Here is a 13,569-nt window from a genome sequence, read left to right on the forward strand (position 1 = left end):
TCACGGCGGCACGACTGACGAGATCGGATGCTCGGATGCCTGTGGTCTCACTCGTCCACAGGCACGGTGAAGACCTGACCGGGATAGATCAGGTCGGGGTCGCGGATGCGGTCGCGGTTGGCTTCGAAGATGCGGACATACATCGTGCCCTCGCCGTAATTGCTTCGCGAGATCGCCCATAGCGTATTGCCGGGCTGCACCGTTATGGCGCGCACGGTAGGGCGATCATTCTCGGGTTCTGCGACCAATTGTTGCTCTTCGCGCTGGAACGGGGTTTCAAGCCGCGAGGTGACGTTCCCTTCACTGTCGGTTTCGTCGATCCGCAGCGTGTAGACGCCGCTTTCCACCCGAGGCAATCCGGTGCGCCATGTTCCATCCGAGGCGATGCGCGACGATGTCACCGGCTGATTATCGATATAAATCCGCACAAAGCCATCCATGCGGCCACGACCGGACAGCGACACCTCGCCCGCATCAGAATAGGTGATCGCATCCAGAGCCACGCTGGACATGACCTCGGGCGCGGTGCTGGCGGGTTCTGGAGGCTGCAGGACACGCACGCCGCTTTCGTCTGACAGAAGCACGGCCTGAGGTGTGGGCGCATCTTGGGTCGTCTGATCGGCTTGGGTCGAGGCGGTTTGCGGCGCGACAGGCTCGGGTGCGGCGGCTTCCGCGACAGGAGCGTCGGATGCACCGGTCGTGTCGGCAGAGGCGCCGCTCGGGTCGGCAGCGGCGGTCGAGTCGCTGGAGGCTTCCGGCGCGTTGGCAGAGGCTTCGGGCGTGTCGGCAGAGGCGGTCGCGGTCTCCGTCTCGGCAAGGGCCTGGACCGTCGGCTCGGGTGCGGTCTCCGGGGCTGGCGCCGGTTCGGCAACCGGGGCGGCTGCGATCGTCTCGGGGTCGGCACTCTCGTCAAGGGGCTCATCCCGTGGCGCGGTTTGGATTTCGGCCAGCGCCTTGGGTTGCGGCTCGGGACGCTGCATCGGCGCGATGATGATTTCATCCCGCGAGGCGATCTGATCGCCGGTTTCGGGCGAGCGCATGGTCAGCGACAGAACGCGGGGCTGGTCACTGCTTTCGACCGACAGGAATTCGACGAAATCCCCACGCCCTTCGGGGCGCAGAACTCGCAGCGGCTCTCCATCCAGCAGGATCGACGTCTCCCATCCCGGCTGCGCGCGGCCTGCGACGAGCATTGTGCCATCGGGCTCGAGCCGGAAGGTGCTGATACGCGGCGGGTCGGGTGTGACTGCAGGTGTGGCGGGCTGCTGATCTTCGGTGGCGGTGACGGTTTCTGGCGCTGTTTCAGGGGCTTGGGCCGGCTCGGGCGATGTCTGCACCTCGGGCGCCTGCGCGGATTCCTCGGCTGCGGGGGCTGGGGTGGCGGGCTGCGGAGCTTGGGCCACGGGCTGCGGCACCTCCTCGGGGGTATCGGCATCCGACAGGACGAGCGCGACACCGGCAACCACCACGGCCACAACCGCACCGGCGATGAAGGACGTCTTTGGTGTCCCCAGTGAACTGCTCATGCCATCTCCTTTTGGCGGAACACCGCCTTGAGGCGGTTGTGGGACCATAGCAACGCCGGTATCACTGGTCAAAGCAACCCTTTGATGAGCGGAGATAAAGTGATGGCGGCAAGATCCGTGTGTGTCTTTTGCGGCTCACGCAAGGGCGCGCGCCCGGCTTATGAGGCCGCAGCGACGGAATTGGGGCGGGCCCTGGCCGAGGGCGGGTGGCGGCTGGTTTATGGCGCGGGCGATGTGGGGCTGATGGGCGCCACGGCCCGCGCCGCCCAAGCCGCGGGCGGCGACACCTTCGGCGTGATCCCGGTGCATCTGATGCAGCTCGAGGTCGGCAAGAGCGATCTCACGCGCTTTGTGGTGACCGAGACCATGCATGAGCGCAAGAAGGTGATGTTCATGAATTGCGACGCGATCGTCGTGCTGCCGGGCGGGGCGGGATCGCTGGACGAGTTCTTCGAGGTGCTGACATGGCGTCAGCTCGGTTTGCATGGCAAGCCGATTTACCTTTTGAACACGGAAGGTTACTGGGATCCGTTGACCGGGCTGATCGAGCATGTGATCGCCGAGGGCTTCGCCGATGCCAGCCTGCGCGGCTTCATCGAGGTCGTGGCCGATGTTCAGGAACTTTCGAGCGCCCTGCGGGCGGCCCTGTCCTGACGCCACGCGGCAGTGGTATAGAGTGCAAGCGCCGTCCAGATCATTGCGAAAGCGATGGCATGCCAGAAGCTGAACGCCTCGCGGAAAATAAACGTGGCGACAAGGAATTGCAGTGTCGGGTTGAGATACTGCACCAGACCCACCGTGGCATAGGTGATGCGGCGCGTGGCGTAGCTGAAGAGGATCAGCGGCGTCGCGGTCAACGGGCCTGAAAAGGCCAGAAGCGCGCTGTCGCGCCATGTCGTGCCGAACGCTCCCTGCCCCCCTGAATGCACCACCCAGAGCACCACCAGAGCGATCGGCGACAGGATCAGCACCTCGGTCGTCACTGACACCACGGGGCCGACGCTGAGACCTTTCTTGGCCAATCCGTAAAGACCGAATGAGCTTGCAAGGACCAAGGCGATCCACGGCGCCACACCAAGCCCCACGGTCAGGGTGATCACCGCCGCAGCCGCCAGCGCGACCGCAAGCTGCTGCGCCCGCACAAGGCGTTCGCGAAACACAATGGCCCCCAGAAGAACCGCGACCAGAGGAAAGGTGTAATAGCCAAGCGAGGCCTCCATCGCCTTTTCGATCTGGATCGAGGTGATGAAAACGAACCAGTTGAGCGATATCATGAACGCCGCAAAAACGATGACCCACGCGGAACGGCGATTGCCGAGGGCTTGACCGACGAGCGCAATCCGTCCCTGAATCAACAGCACTGCCGCGAAGAAGATCAGTGACCACAGCGTGCGGTGCGCAAGGATTTCGATGGGCGGGATATGCGACAAGAGCTTGTAGTAAATGCCCGACAGCCCCCAGACCGTACAGACGGCCACCATTGCCGTCACGCCCTTCACTGCCTCGCTCATGCCTGCCTCGTCCTGCTGGTTTGGGCACAAGTGCTGGCGCAGCCTGCGCGGGAAGGCAAGCAGGAAATCCCGCGCGCCGGGCAGGCATCAGCCCTTGGCCAGTTCGGCCTTGAGCAGGGTTTCGATCCGGTCGACGGGATGGTTGGTCATGTCCTTGGGCACCTCGGCCACGACGCGCGCCGCGACCTGCTTGTGTAATTTGTCACGCAATGTGCCAAGCGTGCGCGGCGGTGCCACCAGAACGATCTGTTCGAACGCGTTGCGATGCGCCAGCCTATAGAGAATGTCGGACATGTCTGAGGCGAAACGCTCCTTGGCGATCATATGCCAGTCCACCTCTTCCATCGCAGAACGTTGCCCCACACTGTCATCCGGCATCCGACCGGGCCTGTCGCTGACCTGTTGGCCATGCGGCGGGTTGTCCTGACTTTCGATGCGGACAACCTTGAGATAAGGGTCCTGCCCGTCGGTCATGTTTTCCAGAAACAGGGCTTTTTCACCATCGGCCACCAAGACCCAAGCGCCATGTGCCAGTTCCGTCATTCTGCAACTCCTTTTCTCATGGTCCATCCCTGACCTAAGCATGACCTCTGCCATGGAAAAGGCGATGACCGGCATCAATCGGCGCAAATGAAAACCCCGCGCCGGAGACCGGCACGGGGTTGAAGCGGTTCGGGGTTGGCGCGGTTTACATGCGCGACGCGACGTTTTCCCAGTTCACCAGATTGTCGAGGAAGTTCTGGATATAGGCAGGACGCTTGTTGCGGAAGTCGATGTAGTAGGAATGCTCCCAGACATCGCAACCCAGCAAGGCGGTCTGTCCGAAGCACAGCGGGTTTACGCCGTTTTCGGTCTTGGTGACCTTGAGGCTGCCATCGGTATCCTTGACCAGCCACGCCCAGCCCGAGCCGAACTGACCTGCACCCGCCGCGGCGAACTGTTCTTTGAACGTGTCGACCGAGCCGAAGCTTTCGACCAATGCCTTTTCCAGCTCACCCGGCATGCCCGTGCCGCCCGGCGCCATCATTTCCCAAAACTGGTTGTGGTTCCAGAACTGAGAGGCGTTGTTGAAGATGCCGTTCTGGGCAACGGCCTTGGGGTCGTAGGTGCCCTTGATGATCTCTTCGACAGATTTGCCTTCCCACTCGGTGCCGGCAACAGCCTTGTTGCCGTTGTCGACATAGGCCTTGTGGTGGATGTCGTGGTGGTATTCCAGCGTTTCGCGCGACATGCCGTGATCGGCCAGCGCGTCATGCGAATAGGGAAGATCGGGAAGTTCAAAAGCCATTTCGGGCCCCCTGTTCGTTATCAGAAGTCATGTGGCACTACATGGTAACCTCTGCGCCACGAGGTCAAGGGGCAGACCGGCTTTTTCCCGGCAAAACGCTCAGGAAAAGAGGCCCACCTCACTGCCCGGCGTTGCGGCGTTTTTCAGCAGATCGAACGCATATTGCGCCACCGAGCGGAAGCAGACGACCTGCATCACCCCCTCTTCGGGCATCCAGATCGCCGCCGGAATTTGCGCCAGCCGGGTGCGCCGGAACTGACCGGGACCGAATGCAGAAGCGGTCATGTCGACCGGACAGAGCTTGGCGATTACCTCGCGGACAGCGTCACCGCCCGAGAGACGGAACACGGCCCGGGCATCCGAGACATTGACCGCAAGGGCGTGTTCGCCCGCCAGAGCCTGATCGAGATTGGCACAAAGGTCATCGGCCTGCGCATAAGGCACCATCAGCAACAATTCGTCCGGCGACATCCACGCGACCGCCGTATCACCCGCCATAGCGACATGCCCACGGGCCGGCGGCTCGACGCCGCACAGCGCCTTGACGGCCTTCTGGAGCTTGGCCGCGCCAAGATCGCCGCGCAGCGTGATCATTCCGGTCAGGCCCCATTCCGCGACCCGCACGAAGCCTTCATCGGTTGCGCCATTGAGCGCGCTGACTGCTTCAGACATTCTGCTTTTCCCCGTCCTTGTCATAGAAGATGGGATCGACGATCTTCGCCTTGATCACCGTGCCGTCCACCTTTGGAAAATCCAGCACATCGCCCATCCGAGCCGGTCCGTTCAGAACCACCCCCATGGCGATGCCCCGGCCAAGCGTCGGCGAATGATAGCTCGAGGTGACGCGCCCCTGCACATTGCGCTGGCCATTGGCATTGGTGCCATCTGCCGTGGCATATGCGCCGTCCGGCAGCGTGCTGCCATCCAGCGTCTGCAGGCCGACCAGCTTCCAACGGGTGGGATCGGTCATGTGGCTGCGCTCTTGCGCGCGCTTGCCCAGGTAATCCTCTTTCTTCTTCGAGATCGCCCAGTCGAGACCCAGATCCTGCGGGATAACCGTCCCGTCGGTCTCGTCCCCGATCATGATGAAGCCCTTTTCGGCGCGCATGATGTGCAACGCCTCGGTTCCATAGGGGGTCACGCCGAACTCTTTGCCTTCGGCCAGTAGCGCATCCCAAAGGGCGCGCCCCTGACTGGCGGGCACCGCGACCTCGTAGCTCAGCTCACCCGAGAACGAAATACGGTACGCCCGCGCCTTGATGCCATGAAGCGTGATGTCCTTCCATCCCATGAAACTCAGCGCATCGGCGCTGATGTCATCATCGGTCAGCTTTTCCAGAACCTTGCGCGCCTTGGGGCCGACCACGGCGATCTGGGCATATTGCTCGGTCACGTTGGCGGTATAGACCTTCCAGTCCCACCATTCCGTCTGCAGCCACTCTTCCATATGGGCATGGATCGAATCCGCGCCGCCGGTTGTGGTGTGGCACAGGAACGTATCGTCATCCAGACGCGCCACCACACCGTCATCCATCAGGAAGCCGTTTTCGTTGCACATCAGACCATAGCGGCAACGCCCCGGCTTCAGATTGGACATCATGTTGGTATAGAGCATGTCGAGGAAGCGCCCGGCATCCGGCCCCTTGACGATGATCTTGCCAAGCGTCGAGGCATCCAGAAGCCCGACACTGTCACGGGTGGCCTTTACCTCGCGTTGGACGGCATCGGTGATGGATTCGCCCGATTTTTGGAAACAATACGGTCTGCGCCAGGCGCCCACCGGCTCGAAATAGGCGCCGTTGGCCTCGTGCCAGCCATGCATCGGCGTCCGACGCAACGGCTGGAACGTCGCGTCCCGTGCAGGGCCCGCAATCGACGCAAGCGAGATCGGCGTATAGGGCGGGCGGAACGTGGTGGTGCCGGTCTGCGGGATCGCTTGACCAAGCGTGTCCGACAGGATCGCAAGCCCGTTGATGTTGCTCAACTTGCCCTGATCGGTCGCCATGCCGAGCGTGGTGTAGCGTTTGGCATGCTCCACCGATTCGAAGCCTTCACGCGCGGCAAGCTGAACATCGCTGACCTTGACGTCGTTCTGGTAATCCAGCCACGCCTTCATGCGCAGCTTGATGCCAGCGCCCTGGGGCATCATCCAGACCGGAGTCATGGGCGCCTCCTCCTGCGTCTCACGGACGGGCAACGTGCCGGGTTTGGACGCATGGCCTGCCGCCTGTGCCGCCGCACGTCCCGCGGCATCGGCATTTTCCAGAACGCGGGCCAGATGCATCTCGCCATCGGCCGCCCCCGCAGGCAGCACGAAGCGCGCCCCATCGGCGCCTGTCGGCGGGTTGTCCACATCCGGACGGAACATCGCTTTTTCGTCGTCCCACAACAGCTTACCGCCGCAGTGCGACCACAGATGAACCACCGGTGACCAGCCGCCCGACATGGCGACCACGTCACATTTGATCTCTTCCAGCACGGCACCTTCACCGGCCTGCAGACAGATCGCGACACCTTCGACGCGTTTGCCGCCCTTGACCTTGGCGATCGCCTTGCCGTTTTCGATGCGAATGCCAAGCGCGCGCGCCTCGTCAGCCAGCGCCCCACCGCCCGACGCGCGGGCATCGAGGATCACCGGCACTTCCAGACCCTGTTTTTTCAGGGTGATCGCCGTCCGGTAAGCATCGTCGTTATTGGTGACGATCACGGTGCGGTCACCGATGGACACGCCGTAATTGACCACGTAATCGCGCACCGCCGAGGCCAGCATGACACCGGGGATGTCGTTTCCGGCAAAGCTCAGCGGGCGTTCGATCGCGCCGGTGGCAGTCACGATCTGAGCCGTCCGGATGCGCCACAGGCGGTGACGCGGGCCGGCAGCATCGGGCCGATGATCGTTCAGACGCTCATAACCCAGCATGTAGCCGTGGTCATAGACGCCCGCGCCCATCATCCGGGTGCGCAGCGTGACATTGCCCATTGTTTCAAGTTCGGAAACAATTTCATCCACGAACTTGTCCACAGGCTGACCATCGACCGTGCCGCCATCGACAGGGGCGCGCCCCCCCCAATGCGGCGTCTGCTCCATCAAGAGCACCTTGGCGCCTGCGGCCCCTGCGGCGCGTGCCGCCTGCAGCCCGGCCACGCCACCGCCGATCACAACCACGTCATAGAAGGCGTAGAAATGCTCGTAGCTGTCCTGATCGCGGTCGCGCGGCGCCTTGCCGAGGCCAGCCGACTGGCGGATGATCGGCTCGTAGACATGTTTCCAGAACGGGCGCGGATGGATGAACATCTTGTAGTAGAAGCCCGCCGGCAGGAAGCGCGACAGCTTGGCGTTGACCGCGCCCACGTCGAATTCCAGACTGGGCCAGTGGTTCTGGCTCGCACAGGTGAGACCGTCGAAAAGCTCGGTCGTGGTGACCCGCTGGTTCGGCTCGAACCGGCCGTTTTCGCCCAGACCGACCAGCGCATTCGGCTCTTCCCCGCCCGAAGCGACAATGCCGCGCGGACGGTGATACTTGAAGGACCGGCCCACCAGCATCTGATCATTGGCCAGCAGCGCGGAGGCGAGCGTGTCGCCCTCGACCCCGCGCAGATGTTTGCCATTGAAGGTGAACTCGAGCGGCTTGCCCCGATTGAGAAGGCGGCCGCCATTGGCCAGACGTGTGCTCATGCGAACTCTCTCCAGCTCCAGCCCGGCCGCTTGGCCGAGATCTTGTCCTTGATGTCTTGCGGCGGCTCGGTGGTCTGCGCGGAATATGTCCCGAACACCTCGAGGGTCACGGTGCAGCGCGCCGCGTTGAACCACTTGCCGCAGCCATTGGCATGGCGCCAGCGTTCGAAATGCACGCCCTTCGGGTTCACCTTTTCGAACAGATAGCTGTGAAACTCGTCATCGTTCGATCCGGGGCCGAAGCGCTTCACATGGGCTTCGCCACCTGGGTGGAACTCGGTTTCCTCGGCGGTCACGCCGCAGCAGGGGCAGGTCAGGATCAGCATGTCGTGCCTCCGGTGATCTGGGTGCCAAGGCTTTTCGAAAAGCCTTGGCGAAATTCGTCGAAGAATTTTGCGCGTGGGGCTGTCATCAGTGCGCGACCCCCGCGGCCACGCTTTCGTCGATGAAGCGGCCCTCACGGAACCGGTTCAGGCTGAATTCATCGCAGAGCGGCGCATGGCCCTTGGCCATCAGCTCGGCAAAGCCCCAGCCCGATCCGGGAATCGCCTTGAAGCCCCCCGTCCCCCAGCCACAATTGATGAACACGCCTTCGACCGGGGTGCGCGACAGGATCGGCGAGCGGTCGCCGGTCATGTCCACGATCCCGCCCCACTGTCGCAGCATCTTGAGCCGGCTGATCATCGGGAAAGTTTCGACCAGCGCGCGCACGGTTTCTTCGATGTGATGGAAGCTGCCGCGCTGCGTGAAGTTGTTGTAGCCATCTGCGCCGCCGCCGATCACCATCTCGCCCTTGTCGGACTGGCTCATGTAGCCATGGACGGTGTTGGCCATCACGACCACATCCATGCAGGGCTTGATCGGTTCGCTGACCAGGGCCTGAAGGGCCACCGATTCCACCGGCAGGCGGAAGCCCGCCATGTCGGCCAGATGCCCCGAATGGCCCGCAACCACGATGCCCAGCTTGTCACAGGCGATATCGCCGCGATTTGTGGTTACGCCGGTCACCTTGCCACCCTCGCGACTGATGCCGGTCACTTCGCATTTCTGGATGATGTGCATCCCCATGGCACTGCAGGCCCGTGCATAGCCCCAGGCCACCGCGTCATGGCGCGCCGTACCCGCGCGCGGCTGCCACAAGGCCCCCAGCACCGGATAGCGCGGGCCATCGATATTGATGATCGGCACCAGTTCCTTCACGCGCGAGGGCGAGATGAACTCGGTCGAGACACCCTGCAGCGCATTTGCATGCGCGGTCCGCTCGTAGCCGCGGATCTCGTGCTGGGTCTGGGCCAGCATCATGACCCCACGGGGGCTGTACATGACGTTGTAGTTCAGATCCTGACTCATCGTCTCGTACAGGCTGCGCGACTTTTCGTAGATCGCCGCCGACGGATCCTGGAGATAGTTCGAGCGGATGATCGTGGTGTTGCGGCCCGTATTGCCGCCGCCAAGCCAGCCCTTCTCGAGAACGGCCACATTGGTGATCCCGAAATTTCGGCCGAGGTAATAGGCCGTGGCAAGACCATGCCCGCCTGCACCAACGATGATGACATCGTATTTCTTCTTCGGCTCGGGCGAGGCCCAGGCCCGTTCCCAGCCCATATGGTAGCGCAGGGCTTCGCGGGCGACGGCAAAGGCGGAATAACGTTTCATGCGCGCTCTCTGAACAAGGTTGGAATCGCAGGCGATCTTCTCTGTCAGGGTAATGCGCCACAAGCGTCGCTTAAAGGATACTCCGCGCGGCATAAAACACCCGAATAGCGACATTGCGACATCAACGCGCAAGGCGCTGGTCGCCCTGCGCCGCTTTGCCCCTTTTTTCCGCGGGCCGGCGTCGTTAACTAGGGCGCAGATTTACCGGAGGGGACGCATGGTTTTCTGGATCGTCAGTGGCGCGCTTGCGCTCGTGGTCAGTGTCATAATCGGCCTGACCTTGATGCGTGGACGCGTGGGCGACAAGCCTCCGGCCGCTTATGACTTGCAGGTCTATCGCGATCAGCTCAAGGAAGTGGACCGTGATCTGGCCCGCGGTGTGATCGGCACCGAGGATGCCGAGCGGATGCGCGCTGAAATCTCGCGACGCGTGCTGGCGGCAGATGCGCAATTGCAGGATGGCGGCGAGACAGGGGGGCAGCCGGGCCGTGGCGGGCTCATCGTGGCGGTGGCGCTTGGTGCGGTGCTCGCGGCGGGATCGGTCTGGGTCTATACCGAGATTGGCGCGCCGGGCTATCGCGACCTGCCACTGAAGACGCGGATCGCGGAATCCGACGCAGCAAGGGCCAACCGCCTGAGCCAGTCCGAGGCGGAAAGCCGCATGCCGCCCGCGCCGGTCAACCCGAACGCCACCGAACAATTCCTTACGCTGATGGATCAGTTGCGCGAGACCGTGAAGAACCGCCCCGACGATCTGCGCGGCTTGACCCTTTTGGCGCGCAACGAGGCCGGTCTTGGCGACTATATCGCTGCCTATGACGCACAGAACCGCATCATCGAGGTCAAGGGCGACGAGGCGAGCGCCTCGGATTACGCCTATCTGGCGGAGTTGATGATTTCCGCCACGGGCGGCTATGTCTCGAGCGAAGCTGAATCGGCGCTGCGCTCAGCGCTTGAGCGTGATCCGCGCAACCCGCCCGCGCGCTATTATCTGGGTCTCTACCTCATGCAGGTGGACCGGCCGGATTCTGCCTTCCGCACATGGGATGCCTTGCTGCGCGAGAGCCGCCCCGATGCGCCTTGGGTGGCCCCGATCCGCGAGCGGATTGAGGAAGTTGCTTGGCGTGCGGGCGAAACGGAATACACCCTGCCGCCGCTGGAAGGCATCGCCCCCGGCCCGACCGTCGAAGACATGGCTGCGGCCGAGGACATGACCCCAGAGGAGCGTCAGCAGATGATCCGCGGCATGGTCACGGGCCTGTCCGAACGGCTAGCGACCGAAGGCGGTACAGCCGAAGAATGGGCGCGGCTTATCCGGGCGCTCGGTGTTCTGGGCGATACCGATCAGGCGCGCGCCATCTGGTCCGAGGCGCAAACCCTGTTCTCCGAAACGCCGGAGGATATGGCGATCTTGCAAGAAGCCGCCGAAGCCGCAGGTATCGCGGAATGATCTGTGAGACGATCGGCGCCTTCGCCATGACCCTACCCAAAGGCCATCCGATCATGGGGCTGGATCTGGGCACCAAGACCATCGGCGTGGCGATATCCGACAGGCTATTGTCGGTGGCCACTCCAACCGAGACGATCAAGCGCAAGAAATTCTCCGTCGATGCCGCCCGCCTGCTGGAGATCGCGACACAGCGCGAGGTGGCCGGGCTCGTTCTGGGCCTGCCGCGCAACATGGACGGATCGGAAGGCCCCCGCTGTCAGTCGACACGGGCCTTTGCCCGCAATCTCGAGCCATTGACGGAATTGCCGATCACCTTCTGGGACGAGCGGTTGTCGACAGTCGCAGCGGAACGCGCCCTGCTTGAGGCGGATACGTCACGAAAGCGTCGCGCCGAAGTCATCGACAATGTCGCCGCATCCTATATCCTGCAAGGCGTGTTGGATCGGTTGACGCATATGAGGGCGGCGCAGTGAAAGACGACAAGATCTGGACCCGGAACGAGATCGAAAGCCCATGCGTCCGCATCTGCGTGGTGCATCCCGAGGCGCGGATATGCACCGGCTGTTATCGCACCATGGATGAAATTGCCCGCTGGTCCCGAATGGAGAGTACCGAACGGCGCGAGATCATGGCCGCCCTGCCCGACCGTGCCCCAAGCCTAGCCAAGCGGCGTGGCGGCCGCGCCGCCCGCGTGAAACCGACGCAACACTGACGGCAACAGCCTGTCACAGCCGCAGCTCGTCTATGGCAGTTCGAGCCAGTCTCGATTTCCAGAGGGCAGTTCCGGCCTGAAATAGGCGATCATCCGGCCTTCCGGCGGTGCGCTGGCCCCTTCGGCCCATGGCGCCACGCCATGCAGCGCGAAGCGGTGCACCAGATAGGCTTCGCCCGGAGACGCGACGATTTCCACGCGCGTGCAGGTCTCGAACACCTGGCGGCGGGTGGCCTGATAGATCTCCGTCAGGTCGATATCGGCCCAGTCGGCCTCGGGCCTCTGGGCAAGTGCTTTGGCGAACATGTCGCGCATGATGTGATGGCTGCCCTCCCAGACCACCATCGGGCTTGCGCCGGGGCCGGTTTCGGTCAATGGCAGACCAAGGATATAGGCGTGGCGCTCTTTCAGCATCCGGCGGCGCTCAGCGCCCACCGCCAAAAGCCCGTCCACATGCGCGGAATCGCGATTGCGCCTGTAGCGAAACGCCGCCTCACTCTCGTCCTGTGATGGGCGCGGATAGCCGGGATAGGTGACCGAAACCTGCCCACGATGCAGCGCCAGATCCCCATAGAGACCACGCGCCGCTTCCAGCGCGCGGCCCTGCACCGGCCCACTTTGCGCGACTGCGCCATCCGGGCCATTCGGCAAGGTGTCGACACCGACGAACCATGTCCCGCCACAGCGCAGCCAACGGGCCTGCTCGGCGGGGTCGCGCATCGCGTCTTGGGCGATGACACGGGCTGCGGCGGCCCATTCGGCAACCGCCCGTTCGGCTGGAAACCGGCTCCAGCCATTCTGCAACAGCGCCTCTACCATCCCAGGGATTTACGCAGCATGTTGAGCGCCACGAGCGTCAGGAATACCGCAAAAATGCGTTTCAGGGGCTTCGCATCCATCGCATGTGCCAGGCGCACCCCCCAAGGTGTCGTGATCAGCGTCATCGCGATAACCGTGACGAACGCCACCAGATTGACGGCGCCAAAGGTCAACGGGGGACGGTTCTCGGGAGCGATGTCCAGAAACAGGAAGGCCGCGACCGAGGGGACTGCAATGGTGATCCCGAACCCCGCAGCCGTGGCCACCGCGCGGTGTATCGCAACACCATAAAGGCTCATGATAGGCACCCCGAAACTGCCCCCGCCAATGCCCATAAGGACCGACAGGAAACCGAGCACGGGCGACATGAGCGCCCGTGTGAGACCGGAGGGCATCTGGGGTCCCAAACGCCAATGGGCACGGCCCAGACCAAGGTAGAGGCCCACAATGATCCCCAGAACGCCGAAAACCCCCTGCAGCGTGGTGGATTTGAGGCTGGCTGCCACCAGCACTCCGACAACGGCGCCAATCGCGATCCCGGGCGCCCAGGTCTTGAGAATATCCCAATCCACGGCGCCTTTCTTGTGATGGCTCAGGACCGAGCGCAGCGATGTCACGATGATCGTCGCCAGAGAGGTGGCAAGACAGATCTGCATCAATTGCGGACCAGCATACCCAAGTGTCTGAAAGGCGTAGAAAAAAGACGGGACAAGAACGATACCGCCGCCCACGCCCAGAAGCCCGGCCAGCACTCCGGCGAAAGCCCCGATTACCATCAGCATGACAAGCATCTGTATCAACAGCATCGTATCGGGCATGAACTGTGGCCTTTTTGATTATGGTCAGCCCCGCCTTACACCTCTGCGCCGGGCAGGAAAAGCCGGATACGGGCGATGCCGGGTGAACTTAGCCTGCGCACTCGCGGCGATCT

At 63.1% G+C, this 13,569-nt stretch carries 14 protein-coding genes; 4 read left to right on the top strand and 10 right to left on the bottom strand.

The genetic code is table 11. From position 1 onward, the window contains the following. Nucleotides 1-47 precede the first annotated feature (47 nt). Nucleotides 48-1,526, bottom strand: coding sequence for a LysM peptidoglycan-binding domain-containing protein (locus tag RAZWK3B_RS20150; RefSeq protein WP_007813675.1), 1,479 nt, complete (start codon nucleotides 1,524-1,526; stop codon nucleotides 48-50). Between the two features lie 102 nt (nucleotides 1,527-1,628). Here RAZWK3B_RS20150 and RAZWK3B_RS07300 point away from each other — a divergent pair, with 102 nt between their 5' ends. After that, nucleotides 1,629-2,180, top strand: coding sequence for an LOG family protein (locus tag RAZWK3B_RS07300; protein WP_007813677.1), 552 nt, complete (start codon nucleotides 1,629-1,631; stop codon nucleotides 2,178-2,180). On the opposite strand, the gene rarD is transcribed toward RAZWK3B_RS07300, so the two are convergent. The 7 genes from rarD to RAZWK3B_RS07335 form a co-directional block, all read right to left on the bottom strand. Further along, the gene (rarD, locus tag RAZWK3B_RS07305) at nucleotides 2,141-3,037 is read right to left on the bottom strand and encodes an EamA family transporter RarD (RefSeq protein WP_007813679.1); all 897 of its coding nucleotides are present in this window, start codon (nucleotides 3,035-3,037) and stop codon (nucleotides 2,141-2,143) included. The two genes, RAZWK3B_RS07300 and rarD, sit on opposite strands and share 40 nt — an antisense overlap. A gap of 87 nt (nucleotides 3,038-3,124) precedes the next feature. Beyond that, a complete protein-coding gene (locus RAZWK3B_RS07310) occupies nucleotides 3,125-3,580 on the bottom strand; it encodes a host attachment family protein (RefSeq protein WP_007813681.1) in 456 nt (151 codons plus the stop codon). 145 nt (nucleotides 3,581-3,725) lie between these two features. Continuing rightward, a complete protein-coding gene (locus tag RAZWK3B_RS07315; RefSeq protein ID WP_007813684.1) occupies nucleotides 3,726-4,325 on the bottom strand; it encodes a superoxide dismutase in 600 nt (199 codons plus the stop codon). A 99-nt stretch (nucleotides 4,326-4,424) separates the two neighbouring features. After that, nucleotides 4,425-4,997, bottom strand: a complete 573-nt coding sequence (locus RAZWK3B_RS07320; RefSeq protein ID WP_007813685.1) for a sarcosine oxidase subunit gamma — start codon at nucleotides 4,995-4,997, stop codon at nucleotides 4,425-4,427. After that, on the bottom strand, nucleotides 4,990-8,001 hold the full coding sequence (locus RAZWK3B_RS07325; RefSeq protein WP_007813686.1) for a sarcosine oxidase subunit alpha family protein: 3,012 nt from the start codon (nucleotides 7,999-8,001) through the stop codon (nucleotides 4,990-4,992). Before RAZWK3B_RS07325 ends, RAZWK3B_RS07320 begins: the two co-directional genes overlap by 8 nt. Next, nucleotides 7,998-8,327: a sarcosine oxidase subunit delta gene (locus RAZWK3B_RS07330; protein ID WP_007813687.1), complete on the bottom strand. Its 330-nt coding sequence runs from the start codon at nucleotides 8,325-8,327 to the stop codon at nucleotides 7,998-8,000. Before RAZWK3B_RS07330 ends, RAZWK3B_RS07325 begins: the two co-directional genes overlap by 4 nt. An 85-nt stretch (nucleotides 8,328-8,412) precedes the next feature. After that, nucleotides 8,413-9,657 carry a sarcosine oxidase subunit beta family protein gene (locus RAZWK3B_RS07335; RefSeq protein ID WP_007813688.1) on the bottom strand — a complete coding sequence of 415 codons (1,245 nt, stop codon included), beginning with the start codon at nucleotides 9,655-9,657 and terminating at the stop codon, nucleotides 8,413-8,415. 217 nt (nucleotides 9,658-9,874) lie between these two features. Here RAZWK3B_RS07335 and ccmI point away from each other — a divergent pair, with 217 nt between their 5' ends. From ccmI to RAZWK3B_RS07350, 3 genes are read left to right on the top strand one after another with little or no spacing between them, the layout of a single operon-like run. Then, nucleotides 9,875-11,107: a c-type cytochrome biogenesis protein CcmI gene (ccmI, locus tag RAZWK3B_RS07340; protein ID WP_007813689.1), complete on the top strand. Its 1,233-nt coding sequence runs from the start codon at nucleotides 9,875-9,877 to the stop codon at nucleotides 11,105-11,107. Continuing rightward, nucleotides 11,104-11,580 (top strand): Holliday junction resolvase RuvX, encoded by a 477-nt coding sequence (ruvX, locus tag RAZWK3B_RS07345; RefSeq protein WP_007813690.1) that lies wholly within the window; start codon nucleotides 11,104-11,106, stop codon nucleotides 11,578-11,580. Before ccmI ends, ruvX begins: the two co-directional genes overlap by 4 nt. Continuing rightward, a complete protein-coding gene (locus RAZWK3B_RS07350; RefSeq protein ID WP_007813691.1) occupies nucleotides 11,577-11,819 on the top strand; it encodes a DUF1289 domain-containing protein in 243 nt (80 codons plus the stop codon). The genes ruvX and RAZWK3B_RS07350 overlap by 4 nt, the downstream gene beginning before the upstream one ends. A gap of 30 nt (nucleotides 11,820-11,849) precedes the next feature. Here RAZWK3B_RS07350 and RAZWK3B_RS07355 read toward each other — a convergent pair whose 3' ends face one another. Together RAZWK3B_RS07355 and RAZWK3B_RS07360 are read right to left on the bottom strand one after the other, a co-directional pair. After that, the gene (locus tag RAZWK3B_RS07355) at nucleotides 11,850-12,638 is read right to left on the bottom strand and encodes a hypothetical protein (RefSeq protein WP_007813692.1); all 789 of its coding nucleotides are present in this window, start codon (nucleotides 12,636-12,638) and stop codon (nucleotides 11,850-11,852) included. Then, nucleotides 12,632-13,456 (bottom strand): sulfite exporter TauE/SafE family protein, encoded by an 825-nt coding sequence (locus tag RAZWK3B_RS07360; RefSeq protein WP_007813693.1) that lies wholly within the window; start codon nucleotides 13,454-13,456, stop codon nucleotides 12,632-12,634. Before RAZWK3B_RS07360 ends, RAZWK3B_RS07355 begins: the two co-directional genes overlap by 7 nt. Nucleotides 13,457-13,569: the final 113 nt, after the last annotated feature.

This window comes from Roseobacter sp. AzwK-3b (genome assembly GCF_000170875.1).
Lineage (GTDB): Bacteria > Pseudomonadota > Alphaproteobacteria > Rhodobacterales > Rhodobacteraceae > Roseovarius > Roseovarius litoreus.